The organism is Dokdonella sp. GW821-FHT11D02, assembly GCF_058808595.1.
This window is the reverse complement of the sequence record NZ_CM179520.1, coordinates 4,513,471-4,530,144: the sequence shown is the minus strand read 5'-3', so window position 1 is coordinate 4,530,144 and position 16,674 is coordinate 4,513,471. Positions and strand designations below refer to the sequence as shown.

The following is a 16,674-nucleotide window of genomic DNA, read 5'->3' as shown; positions in this document are numbered from 1 at the left end:
TCCCGCCCGGCGCGTGCGGCGGACGAGATCGGCGCATGAAACTCCCCGTTCCCTTCATACAGCTGCCGCTGGCGTTCGACGCGTCGACGCTGGCGGCCGAGATCGCGGCATTCGACGAAAGCTGGTGGCGCCCGCATCCGAGCGGCATGCCCGGCAATTCGGCCTTGCCGTTGGCCGCGGTCGGCGGCGATGCGGCGCGCGGCGACGCACTGGAAGGGCCGATGTGGCCGACTCCGGCGCTCGAACAGAGTCCGTACATGCAGCAGGTGCTGGCCAGCCTCGGTGCGGTGCTCGGGCGCATTCGCCTGATGCGTCTGTCCGGTCGCGCCGAGGTCGAAGAGCATGTCGACCTCGACTACTACTGGAACGAGCGCGTGCGCGTGCACGTGCCGATCGTGACGCAGCCGACGGTGCGCTTCTCCTGCGGCGATGCGCACGTCAACATGGCCGAAGGCGAGTGCTGGATTTTCGACACCTGGCGCATGCATCACGTGTTGAACGACGCCGATCGCGCACGCGTGCATCTGGTCGTCGACACCGTCGGCGGTCCTTTGTTCTGGGATCTGGTCAATGCCGGCCGTCCGCACACGGTGCCCAAGCAAGGCTGGAGTCCGCGTTTGGTCGCGCCGCAGCGTGCGGCGCCGGCGCCGGTGCTGCCGTTCGAGTCGGTCAACAGCCAATCGCCGATGAGCTATTGGGAGCTGCGCGGCCACATCAATTTCCTGCTCGGCGAGGCGGAGCCGCATCCGCGCTTTCAAGAAGCCGCGCAGCTGGCCGGTCTGTTCGTGCGTCACTGGCAGGGCCTGTGGTTCCGCCACGGCACCGACCCGGCAGGCCTGCCGGACTACCGCGAGCTCCTGGCCGGGTTCTTCGGCCGCATCGGCCCGCTCGCCAGCGAGATTCCGCTGCGCAACGGCGTCGATCTCGGTGCCGCCTTGCGCGGCCTGCTCGGTCGCGCCGTGCGCCGGCCCGAGGCGACCCCCGCCAGCGAAGAAGCGTCGCGTTCGGCGCCGCGCGCTGCGCGCGGCTGACCGGTCGCAGCCGTACCTGCACGGGAGCCTAGCGCGTCGCCGCAGCCAGTCAGCGGGCGGACATGCTCGCGGCGTACCATCGCCAAGACCATTGCGCAGCCCGCAAGGGCCCGGCATCCCACCCTGGAGGCAGGCATGACCGCGAATTTCGGCAACGACAAGCCGTTCCTTTCCGATATCAAGACGATCCGCCAGCGCGCACGCGCGCACATGGAGCGCGGCGCCGTCACCGACAGCTACACCCTCGATCGCGCGACCGTACTGAAGCTGCTCAACGAGGCGCTCGCCACCGAGATCGTCTGCGTGCTGCGCTACAAGGCGCATTTCTATCTGGCATCGGGCATCAACGCGAAGAGCGTCGCGGCCGAATTCCTCGAGCACGCCGGTGAAGAGCAGGCGCACGCCGACCAGATCGCCGAACGCATCACCCAGCTCGACGGCACGCCGAATTTTTCTCCCGACGGTCTTTCCGGGCGCAGCCATTCCGAGTTCGTCGTGCCCGAGGACCTGGCCGGGATGATCGAGGAGAACCTGGTCGCCGAGCGCATCGCGATCGACAGCTATCGCGAGATCATCAATTACGTCGGCGATCGCGACACCACCACCAAACGCATGCTCGAAAACATCCTCGCTTCCGAGGAGGAGCACGCCGAAGACATGAAGACCCTGATGGAGAACTTCGGCGCCAAGGGCGAGCCGGCCAAACCGAAAGGCAACGGCGCCAAGAAGAAATAGTCCCGCGCTGGCCCTAGAATGAGGCAACGCCGCGGTGCGCTCTGCGCATCGCGGCCTGCCCCCAGGCCAAACGATCGAGGGACGAAGTGGACGGAACCGGAGTCAAGCGCTCACGCAACTGGATCGTCCGCGGTATCGGCGCGCTGTTCGCCGTCTACCTCGTCGCGGTGCTCGCCTTGATGTGGTGGTGGGACTACGAACCGCCGCACTTCGACGTCGCCAAGGAAGCGCAGACGCGCGCCGCCGCCAAGCAGCAGCCGGTGGTGATCGGCTCGGTCACCACCGCCGCGCTGATGACGGTGGCGGAAACCCTGCTCGACAAGCGCGGCGGCTATCTCAGCAACGACTACTTCCCGCCCGGCGTGCTGATGGACAACGTGCCGAACTGGGAATTCGGCGCGCTGACCGCGACGCGCGATCTCGCGCGCACGCTGCGCAACGATTGGAGCCGCTCGCAGACCCAGTCGGTCGAGGACAAGGATTTGCAGCAAGCCGAGCCGCTGTTCAGTTCGCCCAACGACCGCTGGATGCTGCCCAGCTCCGAGAGCCAGTACCGCAAGGCGATCGCGCACATCGACGGCTATCTGACGCGCCTGGCCGACAACGACGCCAGCAACGCGCAGTTCTACGCGCGCGCCGACAACCTGGCCGATTATCTACAGACGGTGTCGACGCGGCTCGGCTCGCTGTCGCAGCGGCTGTCCGCGGCGGCCGGGCAGGTGCGCATCGACACCGATCTCGCCGGGGACGCGAACGCGCAGCAATCCAAGCCGGCCGAAAGCCCGCGCCTGGTGCAAACGCCGTGGACCAAGATCGACGACAACTTCTACGAGGCGCGCGGCTACACCTGGGCGCTGCGCGAGCAGCTGGAAGCCGCGCGCATCGACTTCGCCCCCGTGCTGCACGACAAGAACGCGCTGATCAGCCTGGATCAGGTCATTCGCGAGCTGGAGGAATCGCAGAAGCCGCTCGGCAGCCCGATCGTGCTCAACGGGCGTCCGTTCGGTTTCTTCGCCAACCATTCGCTGGTGATGGCCAACTACATCTCGCGCGCGAACGCGGCGATCCTCGACCTGCGCGAATTGCTCAAGCGCGGCTGAACCTTTCACTCTGCGGCAGCCCTGCGGCGAAAGCGCGCAGGGCGGGCCTGCGCGATGGCCGGGCTTCGTGTACTGTCGCGCCTCCTCGCGCAACCGCCAGCGACGCCCGTGAGTTCAACGCCGCCCGTCTCCCGCCTCGATGCCGCGCCGACGCTGTGGAATCGGCTGCTCGAGCAGCCGCTGTTCCTCGGCACCCTCTTGCTGCTGCCGATCGTCTGGCTGCTGGTGCCGGTGCCGATCGACGAGACGCGCTATCTCGCGGTGGCTTGGGAAATGCGTCACACCGGCGAGTTCCTGGTGCCGCATCTGAACGGCGATACCTACGCGCACAAGCCGCCCTTGCTGTTCTGGTTGATCAACGCCGGCTGGCTGGTCACCGGCGTGCACGCCTGGACCGCGCGCGCGATGACGCTCTTGTGTTCGATCGCGAGCCTGCTTCTGCTGCAACGCCTGACCCTGCGCATGGGCGCGGCGCAGGCGGCGGCGCGCAACGCGATGTGGTTCCTGCTCGGCGCGATCTACTTCGCCGCGTTCGCCAACGCGATCATGTTCGACGTGCCGCTGACCACCTGCGTGCTGCTCGCCGTGCACGGCCTGGTCGATCTGACCAAGGCGCGTACACGCCGCGGCGTGATTCTGACCGGCGTCGCGATCGGGCTCGGTATTCTGGTCAAAGGTCCGGTGATGCTGCTGTTCGTCGCCATCGTCGCGCTCGGCGCGCCGTGGTGGAGCGACGATCTGCAAGGGCGCCGCGCACGCTATTTCGGTGCGTTCGCCTTGGCCTTCCTGCTCGGTGCCGGCGTCGCGCTGGCCTGGGCGATTCCGGCGGCGCTGCACGGCGGCGCCGCCTATGCGCGCGCGATCTTCTTGAACCAGACCTTCGACCGCATCGAAGGGGTGGTCGGCGCCAGCACGCACGGCCGTCCGTGGTGGTGGTACTTCGTAATCTTCCCGCTGATGCTGCTGCCGTGGCCGCTGGTGATCCGCACGCGCTGGAGCGAGCTGCGTCCCTTGCTGCGCGAGCCGGCCTTGCGTCTGGCCCTGGTCTGGGTGGTGCCGACCTTCATCGTGTTCTCGTGCATCGGCGGCAAGCAGCCGCACTATCTGCTGCCGGCGGTACCCGGTGTCGCGCTCGGCCTCGCGTTCGCGCTGGATCGCGGCGTGCTGCGCGTGCGCAGCGGCTTGTTCGCGGTGTTTCTGATCGTGCTCGGCGCGGCCTTCGCAGCGGCGCCGTACTTCGCCGCGACGCGCGAGCGGCTCGGCTACGTCGAAGACGCGACGCCCGGCTGGGGTCTCGCTCTGGCCGCGCTCGGCGTGCTGCTGCTGGTGTTCCTGCGCCGGGCGCGCACGCCGGCATTGCCGGCGCTGGCGATGTTGGTGGTCGCTCTGCTGGTCAAGTTCGCGGTGATCGAAGGCCCGGGCCAGCGTTACGATCTCGAAGCGATCGGCACCAAGCTCGCGCAGGCGCAGCAGCGCGGCCAGCCGGTCGTGCATCTGGGCTGGCACCACGGCGTGTATGAATTCGCCGGGCGCCTGAAGCAGCCGATTTTGACCTTGGAAGACGCCAAGCAGCTCGAAGCCTGGGCGCAGCAGCATCCGGACGGGCTGGTGATGAGCTTCTACCGCCGCTTCCGCTTCCGCGCCACGCCGGTGTTCACGCAACCCTTCCGCGGCGGCGAAGTGTCGATCTGGAACGTGCGCGAAGCGCTGTCCTCGGGCATCGACCCGGCGGTCGCGCACACGCGCGATCCGGCCGAGGACTTCTCCGAAGACTGAGCGGGGAAGTGCGGTCACCGATGACTGCGGACGGATCTTCCGCAGTCATCGCCGTACCGGCTCGCAACGAGCGGCCGGAACTGCAGCGATCGAGCACGATCGCGTGAGGTCGGAGTCAGTCCGCCGAGGCGGTGTAGCGTTCGACGCCGGCGAGGATCTCGCGCTTGGCTTCGTCGGCGCCGACCCAGCCGTCGATCTTGACCCACTTGCCCTTCTCCAGATCCTTGTAGTGCTCGAAGAAGTGGCCGATGCGTTCGAGCCAGTGGGCCGACACCTGGCTGATGTCGGAGATGTGCGCGTAGCCGGCGAACACTTTCGCCACCGGAATCACCACCAGCTTCTCGTCGCCGCCGGCTTCGTCGGTCATCTTCAGCATGCCGACCGGGTGGCAGCGGATCACCGCGCCCGGCACCAGCGGCAGCGGCAGGATCACCAGTGCATCGAGCGGATCGCCGTCGCCGCCGAGCGTTTGCGGTACGTAGCCGTAGTTGCACGGATAGCGCATCGGGGTCGACAGCACGCGGTCGACGAAGATCGCGCCGCTGGCCTTGTCGACTTCGTACTTGACCGGTTCGGCGTCCTTGGGGATCTCGATGATGACGTTGATCTCGTTGGGCACGTCGGCGCCGGCGGAAACGCGTTCCAAAGCCACTGTTCGCTCCTAAGTCTTGCTGGGGTCCGGACGCTGCCGGAAAGGCGCGAAGGATAATGCACCCTGCTGCGACGCAGCAATTCCACCGTCGCTAAGCGAAGGCGGGCAAAGGAGAATTCAGCTCGAGCCCGACAGCGACGGCAAGAATCAGGATTTCAGCGCCGCTTTCAGCTTCTCGACCTGCTCGGGAAACCAGCGGCCGTTCTGTTCCAGCACGTCGGCCACGACCTGTTCGGCGTCGGCTTGCCGATGCAGCGCCTTGAGCACCTTCACGCGCAGGGTGGCGACGCTGAGGCGATTCACGCCGTAGGCTTTTTCGGCCGCCTGTTCGAGCAAGGGCAAGGCCTGCGCCGACTGCTCGCGATCGAACAGGCTCTTGGCGTAGCGATACGGATACACGTAGTCGTCCGGATAGGCCGCGATCAATTTCGGATACAGCGCGTCGAGTTCGTCCGTGCGCTTGGCGCGCAGCAGGTACACGCGCAGGTTGTCGGCCGCGTTGCGGTCCTTCTTGAAATCCTCGCCGAGTTGAGCGCGCACGGTCTTGATGGCGCGATCGAGCAGCGCGGTTTCGCCGGCGCTGTCGCCGAGGGCGGCATCGAGATCGGCGGTGGTGATGACGCTGCTGCGCTGATCGGCGCAGCTGGGCGTGGCGACGAAGACTTGCTTGGTCAACAAGTCCTCGAGCGGCGCTTTCTGCGGAGCGAGCAGAGCATGGCGCTGTGCCTCGGGCAGCTTCTCGCTGGCCTCGAGCAACTGGTCGACGACATACGGACGATCGCAGCCGATGTCCTGGGCGAGCACGCGCTGCGCCGCTTTGACCGTCGCCGCCTTGTCCTCGGCCTTGTCGGCGCGCGCGAGTTCGAGCCGATCCAACCACAGCGCGACGGCTTTGTCCTTGCCCGCTTGATCGCGCAGCTTCTGCGGCAGGCGCGCGTACCAGTCGAGTCCGGCGCGGCCTTCGCCACGCACTTGATAGGAGCTGAGCACGTCGGCGATGGCGACGACCGAACCGCCGGCCGCTTTGCGTTCGAGCTGGTCGAGCGTGCTGGCGCCGGCCAGGATGCGATCGAGATTGGGGTAGAACTTCTCGCGCGGCTGCTCGGCCAGGATGCGGCCGAGCTCGGCGCCGTTCTCGTTCAACACGACGTACGCAGGCAGCGCTTTCACCGCGAGCTTCTTCATCCAGGCCGCGCCGTCGGGCGAATCGGCGTCGACCGCCGCCACGACCGCCTTGCGCTCAAGCGCTTCCCACTCCTTGCCGTTCAACACGTGCGTGGCCATGAAGTAGCACGAGTAACACCACGGCGCGCTGAAATCGATTAGCACCGGCTGGTGCGCTTTCTTCGCACGCGCGAGCGCGTCGTCGACGCTGGCGGGTTCGGCCGCGTAGAGGGGCGCTGCGAGCAGCAGAACGAGAAGCGGCAAGAGGGGTTTCATTTCGAAGCCTCGAGGTGATTCCACAGGAAGGAGTAGGCGAGCGCGTGCATGAAGGCGGATTGCCGGTTGTCCGCCGCGGCGCCGTGGCCGCCTTCGGTGTTCTCGTAGAACCAGACGTTGCGATAGCCGAGCTGTTCTTTCATCTTCGCCGCCATCTTGCGTGCCTGTACCGGACCGACGCGGTCGTCGCTGGTGGCGGTGTAGAACAGCACGGGCGGATAGTCCACGCCTTTCTCGACATTTCGATAGGGCGAGAACTTCTGGATGAAGGCCCATTCTTCGGGCTTGTCCGGATCGCCGTACTCGGCGATCCACGAAGCGCCGGCGGAGAGCTTGGTATAGCGCCGCATGTCGAGCAGCGGCACCTCGCACACGATCGCGCCGAACAGCTGCGGATAGAGCGTCAGCATGTTGCCGACCAAAAGGCCGCCGTTGCTGCCGCCTTCGGCACCGAGATGCCCGCGCGAGGTGATGCCGCGGCGGACCAGGTCCTCGGCGACCGCGGCGAAGTCCTCGTAGGCGCGCAGGCGGTTGGCTTTCAGCGCGGCCTGATGCCAGCGCGGTCCGTATTCGCCGCCGCCGCGGATGTTCGCCACCACGTAGACGCCGCCGCGCTGCAGCCAGGAACGCCCGACGCTGCCGCTGTAGGACGGCTGCAGCGAAATCTCGAAGCCGCCGTAGCCGTACAACAGGGTCGGGTTGCTGCCGTCGTTCTTGATCCCTTTCGGCGCGATCACGAAGTAGGGCACGCGGGTGCCGTCCTTGGAGGTCGCGAAATATTGCTGGACCTGGTTGCCGGTGGCGTCGAAGAAAGCCGGCGCACGCTTGATCGGTTTCGCTTCGCCTTTGCCCAAGGTGCCGTAATACAGCGTGGTCGGATCGAGGAAGCTGCTGACGGTGAGGAAGTAATCGTCGCCGTCGTCGGCATCGATCGCGCCGGCTTCGATCGCCGACAAGGCCGGCGCGCCGCCGAGCGGAGCGCGCGCCCATTCGCCCGCGGCCCGCTTCGGCGGCGTCAGCACTTCGAGCCGGCTGACGACGTCGTCGAGCACGTCGAGGATCAGATGGTGGCGCGTCCAGGAGTAGTTCGACAGCGAGGTCGTCTCGCTCGGCGTGAACAGCGCCGTCAGTTCGCGCTTGCCCGCCACGAAATCGTCGAACCGCGCCGCTACGAGCGAACCGGACGGATAGGTCTTGCCGTCCACCGTCCAGGCCGTGCGCGGCTGGATCAGCATCCATTCGCGTTGGGTGCGCACGGTCGCATCGAGCGGCACGTCGATCTTGCTCAGCGCGCCGTCCTTGCCGCGCAGGAAGGTTTCGCTGGAGAAGAAATCGATCAGGCGCACGACGAAGTCGCGCTGATAGCCCGGTGTCTGATCGCGGAAGGCGAACACCATCATGTCGTCGTCTTTGCCTTCGTAGACGAGCGTCGCCTCGCTCAGCGGCGTGCCGCGCCGCCATTCCTTGACGATGCGCGGATAGCTCGACTTGGTCATCGAGCCGGGACCGAAATCGGTCGCGACGTAGAGACGATCGGCGTCGAGCCAGGCGACCTGCGTCTTCGCTTCGGGCAGTTCGAAGCCGCCCGCGACGAAGCGTTTGTCGACCAGATCGAACTCGCGCACGACATCGGCGTCGCCACCGCCGGGCGAGAGCGAGACCAGGCAGCGGCGGTACTGCGGCTTGAGGCAGTCGGCGCCGTGCCAGACCCAGGACTTGCCTTCGCTGCGGCCGAGCGCGTCGACGTCGATGACGGTCTCCCACACCGGGCGGTCCTTGCGGTATTCGGCCAGCGTCGTGCGCCGCCAGACGCCGCGCGGATGGGCCTGATCCTTCCAGTAGTTGTAGTAGCGCTCGCCGATCTTCTGCACGAACGGGATCTTGGCGTCGGAGTCGAGCACTTCGAGGATGCCGCTGCGCGTCGCTTCGAACTCCGGCGTGTCGGCGTAGGCCTTGCGCGTGATCTCGTTCTCGGCGTGCACCCAAGCCAAGGGCTTCTCACCGTGGATGTCTTCCAGCCAGAGATAGGCGTCTTCGTTCATCGTTGCGGGTTTCTCGGGAGCGGCGGGCAGCGCCGGAGTCTTCTTTTCGACCGCGGCGCAAGCGGCCAGAAGGAGGGTGGTCAGCGCTAGCGCGCACGCAACGGTCGGCAGACGCATGAAAGCTCTCGCGACGGGATGGAACCCGATTCTTCGCGCGCAAGGCCGCTCTTGTCCAGACGACGGCGCTGGCGGGTTTACGCCTCGTAGCCGGCGGATGCGGTATCTTTGGCCTATGTCCGCCTCCGCCGCCCTGCTGCGACTCTTGCTGAGCCTGATGCTGGTCCTCAATGGGATCGGCGGCGCGGCGGCGTCGACGCGTATGGCGGCGGCGATGGACGGCGGCGTTTCGACCCATCACGTCGCCGCCAACGGTGCGACGTGCGCGCAGCATCCTGCGGCCGAAACCGCGCCGACGCATCACGACCAGCACGATGCAGCGACGGCCGCCGTGCCTTGCGCCGACCATCACAAGGGCGGCTGCTGCGGTTCTTCCTCGTGCAACTGCGCTTGTGCACAGGCCGGTTCGGGTGCGCTGTTCGCGCTCGCGCCGCTGCCCTTGTGGTTCCTGCACGGCGACGCCGTGCCGTCTGCGGCCGCGGCGCATCCCGCGCCGACGCTGGCCTTGCCGACTCGACCTCCGATCGTCTGAGCCTCCGCGGCGCTAGCAGCGCCGCATCCCTTGCCCGCCGTTCTCCCTCTCCCGCTTGCGGGAAAGGTGACGGATGTCGGGCCGCGACGCTTTCGCCACCGCTTTCCGCTCACGCGGAACGTTCACAGGCTTTCGGAGTTTTCCCATGTCATTCGATTTCTTCGGCGGCGACGCCGACCTCCGGCGCGCGATGACGCGACGCCGTTTCGTGCAAGGCCTCGCGGCCGGCGGCGCGCTGGCCGCGTTCGGTCCGCGGCCGCGCACCAGTTGGGCGCTCGCGGGCGCCGGCGCGCAGAGCGTGCTCGCCGGCACCGAGTTCGACCTCCGCGTCGGCGAGACGCCGGTCAACTTCACCGGCCGCACGCGCTACGCCGCGACGGTCAACGGCTCGCTGCCCGCACCAATCCTGCGCTGGCGCGAAGGCAGCACGGTGAACCTGCGCGTCGCCAACGCGCTGCCGGCCGGTTCCGTCTACGGCCATCACACCTCGATCCATTGGCACGGCATCTTGCTGCCGGCGAACATGGACGGCGTGCCGGGCCTGAGCTTCAACGGCATCGCGCGCGGCGAGACCTTCCAATATCGCTTCGAGGTGCGCCAGAACGGCACCTACTGGTACCACAGCCATTCCGGCTTCCAGGAACAGGCCGGCCTGTACGGCGCGCTGATCATCGACGCGGCCGAGCCGGAGCCGTTTCGCTACGAGCGCGACTACGTGGTGCTGTTGACCGACTGGACCGATCTCGATCCGAACGTGCTGTTCCGGCGCTTGAAGAAGATGTCGTCCTACGACAACTACCACAAGCGCACGCTCGGCGATTTCCTCGACGACGTGCACCGGCGCGGCTTCGACGCGACCTTGGCCGATCGCCTCGCCTGGGGCGAGATGCGCATGACGCCGACCGATCTGTCCGACGTCAACGCGAACACCTACACCTACCTGATGAACGGCACCACTTCGCTCGGCAACTGGACCGGCTTGTTCCGTTCCGGCGAGAAGTTGCGCCTGCGCTTCATCAACGGCTCGGCGATGACCTATTTCGACGTGCGCATCCCGGGCTTGAAGATGACCGTGGTCGCGGCCGACGGTCAGTACGTGCATCCGGTCACGGTGGACGAATTCCGCATCGCGGTGGCGGAAACCTTCGACGTCATCGTCGAGCCGTCCGGACAAGACGCCTTCACGATCTTCGCGCAGGACATGGGTCGCACCGGCTACGTCAGCGGCACGCTGGCGACGCGCGAAGGTCTGCGCGCGCCGCTGCCGTCGCTCGATCCGCGCCCGCTGCTCGGCATGGCCGACATGGGGCACGGCGGCATGGGGGGCGGTCACGACATGAGCCGGATGTCCGCGCAGGACGCCATGCCGGGGATGGATCACGGCGGCCACGACATGAGCGGCATGGCGGGCATGCAGCATGGCGGTGCCATGCAAACCCATCCGGCCAGCGAAAAGAACAATCCGCTGGTCGACATGCAGACGATGGCGCCGACGTCCAAGCTCGACGATCCCGGCCTCGGCCTGCGCGACAACGGCCGCCAGGTGCTGACCTACGGCGCGCTGCGCTCGTTGTTCGAAGATCCCGACGGCCGCGAGCCGGGCCGCACGGTCGAGCTGCACTTGACCGGGCACATGGAGAAGTTCGCCTGGTCCTTCGACGGCATCAAGTTCGCCGACGCCGCGCCGCTCAAGCTGACGTACGGCGAACGTCTGCGCATCGTGCTCGTCAACGACACCATGATGACGCACCCGATCCATCTGCACGGACTATGGAGCGATCTCGAAGACGAGCGCGGCGACTTCCTCGTGCGCAAGCACACCATCGACATGCCGCCCGGCAGCAAGCGCAGCTATCGCGTGCGCGCCGACGCGCTCGGCCGCTGGGCCTACCACTGCCATCTGCTCTATCACATGGAAGCGGGCATGTTCCGCGAAGTGCGGGTGGAGGAATGACGACCATGCGCCTTCATCCTCAGTCGCTCTCTCGCGTCATCGCCTTGCTGCTCGTCTGCGCGAGCGGCGCGGCGCTCGCGCAGGAGATGGATCATTCCGAGCACGCGACGCCGGCACCGAAGAACGCCGATGCCGACGCTCACGCCGCGATGGATCACGCCGCGAACGCGAGCACTGCCGCCAAGCCGAAGAAAGACCACGCGCGGCAGCCGCAGACCGAAGCGGCCGCGGCGGTGGATCACGCCGCCATGGGCGACGGCGACATGTCCGGCATGGATCACGCCGCGATGGGGCACACCGCGCCGGCAAGCACAGAACCGCGCGAGCCGATTCCGCCCTTGACCGACGCCGATCGCGCCGCCGCGTTTCCGCCCGACATGCACGGCCATCAGCTGCACGGCGCCACCGTCAATTCCTACTTCCTGCTCAACCGCCTGGAAGCGTTCGATGCCGACCCCGGTTCCGGCCAAGCCTGGGAAGCGTCCGGCTGGATCGGCGGCGATCTCAATCGCCTGTGGCTGCGCAGCGAAGGCGAGCGCGAACGCGGCGCCACCGAATCGGCCGATCTCGAGCTGTTGTACGGCCGCGCGATTTCGCCGTGGTGGGATGTCGTCGCCGGCGTGCGGCAGGACTTCAAGCCCGGCGATTCGCAGACTTTCGCCGCGATCGGCGTGCAAGGCCTTGCACCGCAGAAATTTGAAGTCTCGGCGACCGCCTACATCGGCGAGCGCGGTCAGACCGCGGCGCGTCTGGAGGCCGAGTACGAATTGCTGCTGAGCAATCGGCTGGTGCTGCAACCCTTGATCGAGATCGAGCTGTTCGGCAAGGACGACCCGGCGCGCCACGTCGGCTCGGGGCTCAGTACGGCGGAGGTCGGTTTGCGTCTGCGCTACGAGTTCACGCGCCAGTTCGCGCCCTACATCGGCCTCGTCCACGAGCGTGCGTTCGGCGGCACCGCCGACTATCGGCGCGAGCATTTCGAGAAGGCCGGCGAAACGCGTTTCGTCGTCGGCCTGCGTGCCTGGTTCTGAGGAGAGTGAAATGAACTTCTTGATGAAGACTCTGCTCGTGCTCGGCATCGCCGCGGCGGGCGGCGCGGTCGCCTTGTATTCCGGCGTCTACGACGTTGCCGCGGATGTACCGCATACGCGACCGGTGTACGCCGTGCTGGAATTCGCGCGCGAACGCTCGATCGCCGCGCGCGCGGGCAAGCTCGACGTGCCCGCCGATCTCGACGACGCGGCACGCATCCGCCAGGGCGCCGGCAACTACGAGGCGATGTGCAGCGGTTGCCACCTCAAGCCCGGCGCGGCGCCGACCGAACTGAGTCGCGGGCTGTATCCGGCACCGCCCGATCTGAGCCGCACGAAGGTGTCGCCGGCGGCGGCGTTCTGGGTCGTCAAACACGGCATCAAGGCCAGCGGTATGCCGGCCTGGGGTCGCAGCATGGACGATGCGTACCTGTGGAACATGGTCGCCTTCCTGCAACGACTGCCCACGCTCGATCGTGCCGCCTACGACGCCCTCGTCGCGAGCAGCGAAGGTCATTCGCACGGCGGCGGCGAGAGCGGCGCGCATGCGCATTCGGGCGGCGGTCACGATCATCACGACGAGACGCCGCACGAGCACGACGATGCCGACGCCGAGTCGTCGGCACCTGCTGCACAAGGCACCACGCACGTGCACGCCGACGGCAAGACGCATGTTCATGCGCCCGAATCGGCGCCTGCCGACGATGGCCACTCGCACTGACCCGCACCGACGAGCGAGGTCGATGCGATCGCACCAGGCCGCGGCGGTTCAACCGCCGCGGTCGTCCTTGCGCGGTGCCGAATCGCTGTCGCCGAGCAAGCCCAGCCGCAGCAGGATGAAGGTCGCCGTGGTCGCGAGCAGGGCGATACCGACGCAACCGAGACCGACGGCGACGCCGATCGCCGCGGTCATCCAGATGCTGGCGGCGGTGGTCAGTCCGCGCACGTCGCGTTCGGCGCTGATCTTGAGGATCGAACCGGCGCCGATGAAACCGAGACCGGTGACGATGCCCTGGATCACCCGCGAAAGCCCGTCGGTGGAGAAGTTCGCGCCGATGCAGGCGACGATGAACACGGTCGTGCCGAGGCAGACCAGGATGTGCGTACGCAAGCCGGCCGGCTTGCCCGCTCTCTCGCGCTCCCAGCCGATCGCGGCGCCGAGCACGATCGCCGCGACGATGCGGATGACCGCCTGGCCGATGTGGCGCATGTCCGGCAGTCCGGCGCTCAGTTCTTCCAGGATCACATTCATGACGGCTCCCGCAGCAACAGACGCTTCGATGGTAGCCCGCCAACGCGAGGCGGCGCGACGCCGGCCGGGGCTTGACTCCGGACCGTGGTCCGGGGTGGACACTGCCTTCTCTCCCGCCATCGGAAGCTTGCCGCGATGAAGATCGGACAACTTGCACAGCGCTCGGGCGTCGGCATCGACACCGTGCGCCACTACGAACGCGAAGGCTTGCTGCCGGCGCCGCCGCGTCTCGCCTCGGGCTATCGCAGCTACGCCGCGATCGATCTGCAGCGGCTGCGTTTCGTGCGCCGCGCCAAGGGGCTCGGCTTCACCCTGCCGGAAATCCGCGAGCTGCTCGCGCTGTCCAGCCACGTCGACGAGGACATGGCATCGATGAAGGCGGTGGCGCAGCAGAAGCTGATCGACATCGAACGCAAGCTGGCGGAACTGGCGCGCGTCCGCGACGGCTTGAACGCCTTGATCGCCGCCTGTCCCGGGCACGGTTCGCTCGAACAGTGTCCGATCCTCAATGCCTTGGCGCAGGAGGACGCGGCATGAGCGCGCACGATCACGATCACCGCCCACTCGCGCCGGTGCCCGCCGCACCCAGTTGCTGCTCGATGAAGTCCGCTGCCGCAGCGAGCGCTGCCGCGAGCAGCGAGCGCGATCCGGTCTGCGGCATGCAGGTCGACCCGGCCACCAGCGCGCATCGCGCCGAGCACGCCGGGCGCTACTACCACTTCTGCGCGGCGCGTTGCCGTGAGAAGTTCGTCGCCGATCCCTCGAAGTATCTCGAGCCGCAGCCGCCGGCGGCTGCGGCTGCGGCCGGAACGATCTACACCTGCCCGATGCACCCGGACGTGCGCCAGGATCATCCCGGCACCTGCCCGTTCTGCGGCATGGCGTTGGAGCCGGAACTGCCGAGCTTGGAGGACGAAGACAATCCGGAGCTGCGCGATTTCTCGCGCCGCTTCTGGTGGAGCTTGCCGCTCAGCCTCGCCGTGTTCGTGCTGGCGATGTTCGGCCATCGCATCGGCTTCTTGTCGAGCGCCGCGCGCAGCGGGCTCGAACTCCTCTTGAGCGCGCCGGTCGTGCTCTGGGCCGGCTGGCCGTTCTTCGTGCGCTGCGTGCAGTCGCTGCGCAACCGCAGCCCGAACATGTGGACCCTGATCGGCATCGGCGTCGCCGCCGCGTTCGGCTACAGCGCGGTCGCCACCTTGGCACCGGAACTGTTTCCCGCATCGTTCCGCGAACACGGCCGCGTCGGCGTGTACTTCGAAGCGGCTGCGGTGATCGTCTCCCTAACCCTACTCGGGCAGCTGCTCGAACTGCGTGCGCGATCGCAGACCTCGCTCGCGATCAAGGCGCTGCTCGGCCTCGCGCCGAAGACCGCGCGGCGCCTGCGCGAGGACGGTAGCGAGGAAGACGTTCCGCTCGACCACGTGCATGTCGGCGATCGGCTGCGCGTGCGTCCGGGCGAGAAGCTGCCGGTCGACGGCGCGGTTCTCGAGGGGCGCTCCAGCGTCGACGAATCGATGCTGACCGGCGAAGCGATGCCGGTCGAGAAAACGCGCGGCGACAGCGTCGTCGGTGCGACCATCAACGGCAGCGGCAGCCTGGTGATCCGCGCCGAGAAGGTCGGCGCGGCGACCTTGCTCGCGCAGATCGTGCAACTGGTCGCGCAGGCGCAGCGCACGCGCGCGCCGATGCAGCGTCTGGCCGATCGCGTCGCCTACGGGTTCGTCTTGGTCGTACTCGCGGTCGCCGTGCTGACCTTGTTCGGTTGGGGTTTGTTCGGGCCGCAGCCGTCGTGGACCTATGGCGTGTTGAACGCGGTCTCGGTGCTGATCATCGCGTGTCCTTGCGCGCTCGGCCTGGCCACGCCGATGTCGATCATGGTCGCCAGCGGTCGCGCGGCGCAGGCCGGCGTGCTGTTCCGCGACGCGCAGGCGATCGAACGCCTGCGCACGATCGACACCTTGGTGGTCGACAAGACCGGCACCCTGACCGCAGGCCGGCCGGCGTTTCGCGAATTGACCGTGGCCGACGGTTTCGACGCCGACGAGGTGCTGCGTCTCGCCGCCAGCCTCGAACGCGGCAGCGAACATCCGCTGGCCGAAGCGATTCTCGCCGAAGCGCAGCGGCGCTCGCTCGAGCTCGGCGCGACCGAGATGTTCGAGTCGATCGCCGGCGAGGGCGTGCGCGGCCGCGTCGACGGCCGTGCCGTCGCGCTCGGCAATCGCGTGCTGCTGCAGCAGGCCGGGATTGCGCTCGAGCCGCTCAACGCGCGCATGCAGGCCTTGCGCGAGGAAGGCGCCAGCCTGGTCCATCTCGCCGTCGACGGCCGCTACGCCGGCACGCTGGCCGTGGCCGATCCGATCAAGCCCAGCGCACGGCCGGCGCTGGCGGCACTGCGCGCCGATGGCGTACGCATCGTGATGGCCTCGGGCGATGCGCAGGCAAGTGCGGCGGCGGTCGCGCGCGCGCTCGACATCGAGGAGGTGCGCGGCGATCTGCGTCCGCAGCAGAAGGCCGAGCTGGTGCGCGAGCTGCAGGCGCAGGGACGCCGCGTCGCGATGGCCGGCGACGGCATCAACGACGCGCCGGCGCTGGCCGCGGCCGACGTCGGCATCGCGATGGGCACCGGCACCGACGTGGCGATGTCGAGCGCGCCGGTGACCCTGGTCAAGGGCGACCTCGGTCGCATCCTGCAAGCGCGTGCGATTTCCGCCTCGACCGTCGCCAACATGCGCCAGAACCTCGCCTTCGCCTTGCTCTACAACGGCATCGGCGTGCCGGTCGCGGCGGGCCTGTTGTATCCGTCGCTCGGCTTGCTCTTGAGCCCGATGATCGCGGCGCTGGCGATGAGCCTGAGTTCGGTGTCGGTGGTCGGCAATGCGCTGCGGCTGGCGCGCGATCCCGGCGTCAAAGCGGTCTGATCGACGTAGACGTCCAAACGAAAACGGCGGCCAGTGGCCGCCGTTTTCGCTTTTCACCCCAGCCCTCTCCCGCAAGCGGGAGAGGGAGCCGGTG

General features: G+C 67.7%; 14 protein-coding genes. 10 read left to right on the top strand and 4 right to left on the bottom strand.

The window, feature by feature from the left end; genetic code table 11:
• The first annotated feature begins 35 nt into the window (after positions 1-35).
• From AC3QL3_RS19155 to AC3QL3_RS19140, 4 genes are all read left to right on the top strand, one after another.
• Positions 36-1,031, top strand: coding sequence for an aspartyl/asparaginyl beta-hydroxylase domain-containing protein (locus tag AC3QL3_RS19155; protein ID WP_492895712.1), 996 nt, complete (start codon positions 36-38; stop codon positions 1,029-1,031).
• Between the two features lie 135 nt (positions 1,032-1,166).
• Complete coding sequence (locus AC3QL3_RS19150) at positions 1,167-1,766, top strand: ferritin-like domain-containing protein (protein ID WP_492895711.1); 600 nt, start codon at positions 1,167-1,169, stop codon at positions 1,764-1,766.
• Between the two features lie 86 nt (positions 1,767-1,852).
• Positions 1,853-2,866, top strand: a complete 1,014-nt coding sequence (locus AC3QL3_RS19145; protein ID WP_492895710.1) for a DUF2333 family protein — start codon at positions 1,853-1,855, stop codon at positions 2,864-2,866.
• A 108-nt stretch (positions 2,867-2,974) separates the two neighbouring features.
• Positions 2,975-4,642 carry an ArnT family glycosyltransferase gene (locus tag AC3QL3_RS19140; RefSeq protein ID WP_492895709.1) on the top strand — a complete coding sequence of 556 codons (1,668 nt, stop codon included), beginning with the start codon at positions 2,975-2,977 and terminating at the stop codon, positions 4,640-4,642.
• A gap of 115 nt (positions 4,643-4,757) precedes the next feature.
• Here AC3QL3_RS19140 and ppa read toward each other — a convergent pair whose 3' ends face one another.
• The 3 genes from ppa to AC3QL3_RS19125 form a co-directional block, all read right to left on the bottom strand.
• Positions 4,758-5,294, bottom strand: coding sequence for an inorganic diphosphatase (ppa, locus tag AC3QL3_RS19135; RefSeq protein WP_492895708.1), 537 nt, complete (start codon positions 5,292-5,294; stop codon positions 4,758-4,760).
• Positions 5,295-5,441: 147 nt separating this feature from the next.
• Positions 5,442-6,734: a thioredoxin fold domain-containing protein gene (locus tag AC3QL3_RS19130; RefSeq protein WP_492895707.1), complete on the bottom strand. Its 1,293-nt coding sequence runs from the start codon at positions 6,732-6,734 to the stop codon at positions 5,442-5,444.
• Entirely contained in the window at positions 6,731-8,893 is a 2,163-nt protein-coding gene (locus tag AC3QL3_RS19125; RefSeq protein WP_492895706.1) for a prolyl oligopeptidase family serine peptidase, read from the bottom strand. The genes AC3QL3_RS19130 and AC3QL3_RS19125 overlap by 4 nt, the downstream gene beginning before the upstream one ends.
• Before the next feature lie 115 nt (positions 8,894-9,008).
• Here AC3QL3_RS19125 and AC3QL3_RS19120 point away from each other — a divergent pair, with 115 nt between their 5' ends.
• The 4 genes from AC3QL3_RS19120 to AC3QL3_RS19105 all read left to right on the top strand — a co-directional run bounded on the left by AC3QL3_RS19120 (position 9,009) and on the right by AC3QL3_RS19105 (position 13,131).
• Complete coding sequence (locus tag AC3QL3_RS19120; protein WP_492895705.1) at positions 9,009-9,425, top strand: CopL family metal-binding regulatory protein; 417 nt, start codon at positions 9,009-9,011, stop codon at positions 9,423-9,425.
• Positions 9,426-9,570: 145 nt separating this feature from the next.
• A complete protein-coding gene (locus AC3QL3_RS19115; protein ID WP_492895704.1) occupies positions 9,571-11,379 on the top strand; it encodes a copper resistance system multicopper oxidase in 1,809 nt (602 codons plus the stop codon).
• Positions 11,376-12,410 (top strand): copper resistance protein B, encoded by a 1,035-nt coding sequence (locus AC3QL3_RS19110; RefSeq protein ID WP_492895703.1) that lies wholly within the window; start codon positions 11,376-11,378, stop codon positions 12,408-12,410. Before AC3QL3_RS19115 ends, AC3QL3_RS19110 begins: the two co-directional genes overlap by 4 nt.
• 10 nt (positions 12,411-12,420) lie before the next feature.
• Positions 12,421-13,131 (top strand): c-type cytochrome, encoded by a 711-nt coding sequence (locus tag AC3QL3_RS19105; RefSeq protein WP_492895702.1) that lies wholly within the window; start codon positions 12,421-12,423, stop codon positions 13,129-13,131.
• A gap of 48 nt (positions 13,132-13,179) precedes the next feature.
• On the opposite strand, the gene AC3QL3_RS19100 is transcribed toward AC3QL3_RS19105, so the two are convergent.
• On the bottom strand, positions 13,180-13,662 hold the full coding sequence (locus tag AC3QL3_RS19100; RefSeq protein WP_492895701.1) for an MgtC/SapB family protein: 483 nt from the start codon (positions 13,660-13,662) through the stop codon (positions 13,180-13,182).
• A 135-nt stretch (positions 13,663-13,797) separates the two neighbouring features.
• On the opposite strand from AC3QL3_RS19100, the gene AC3QL3_RS19095 reads away from it, so the two are divergent.
• Both AC3QL3_RS19095 and AC3QL3_RS19090 read left to right on the top strand, forming a co-directional pair.
• Complete coding sequence (locus AC3QL3_RS19095; RefSeq protein WP_492895700.1) at positions 13,798-14,199, top strand: heavy metal-responsive transcriptional regulator; 402 nt, start codon at positions 13,798-13,800, stop codon at positions 14,197-14,199.
• Positions 14,200-14,321: 122 nt separating this feature from the next.
• Positions 14,322-16,580, top strand: coding sequence for a heavy metal translocating P-type ATPase (locus AC3QL3_RS19090; protein ID WP_492898991.1), 2,259 nt, complete (start codon positions 14,322-14,324; stop codon positions 16,578-16,580).
• Positions 16,581-16,674: the final 94 nt, after the last annotated feature.

Coding starts and splice junctions, on each gene's coding strand:
- AC3QL3_RS19095 (WP_492895700.1), top strand. CDS start 13,798: ATGAAGATCGGACAACTTGCACAGCGCTCGGGCGTCGGCATCGACACC.
- AC3QL3_RS19105 (WP_492895702.1), top strand. CDS start 12,421: ATGAACTTCTTGATGAAGACTCTGCTCGTGCTCGGCATCGCCGCGGCG.
- AC3QL3_RS19130 (WP_492895707.1), bottom strand. CDS start 6,734: ATGAAACCCCTCTTGCCGCTTCTCGTTCTGCTGCTCGCAGCGCCCCTC.
- AC3QL3_RS19100 (WP_492895701.1), bottom strand. CDS start 13,662: ATGAATGTGATCCTGGAAGAACTGAGCGCCGGACTGCCGGACATGCGC.
- AC3QL3_RS19155 (WP_492895712.1), top strand. CDS start 36: ATGAAACTCCCCGTTCCCTTCATACAGCTGCCGCTGGCGTTCGACGCG.
- AC3QL3_RS19110 (WP_492895703.1), top strand. CDS start 11,376: ATGACGACCATGCGCCTTCATCCTCAGTCGCTCTCTCGCGTCATCGCC.
- AC3QL3_RS19090 (WP_492898991.1), top strand. CDS start 14,322: ATGCAGGTCGACCCGGCCACCAGCGCGCATCGCGCCGAGCACGCCGGG.
- AC3QL3_RS19115 (WP_492895704.1), top strand. CDS start 9,571: ATGTCATTCGATTTCTTCGGCGGCGACGCCGACCTCCGGCGCGCGATG.
- AC3QL3_RS19150 (WP_492895711.1), top strand. CDS start 1,167: ATGACCGCGAATTTCGGCAACGACAAGCCGTTCCTTTCCGATATCAAG.
- AC3QL3_RS19120 (WP_492895705.1), top strand. CDS start 9,009: ATGTCCGCCTCCGCCGCCCTGCTGCGACTCTTGCTGAGCCTGATGCTG.
- AC3QL3_RS19125 (WP_492895706.1), bottom strand. CDS start 8,893: ATGCGTCTGCCGACCGTTGCGTGCGCGCTAGCGCTGACCACCCTCCTT.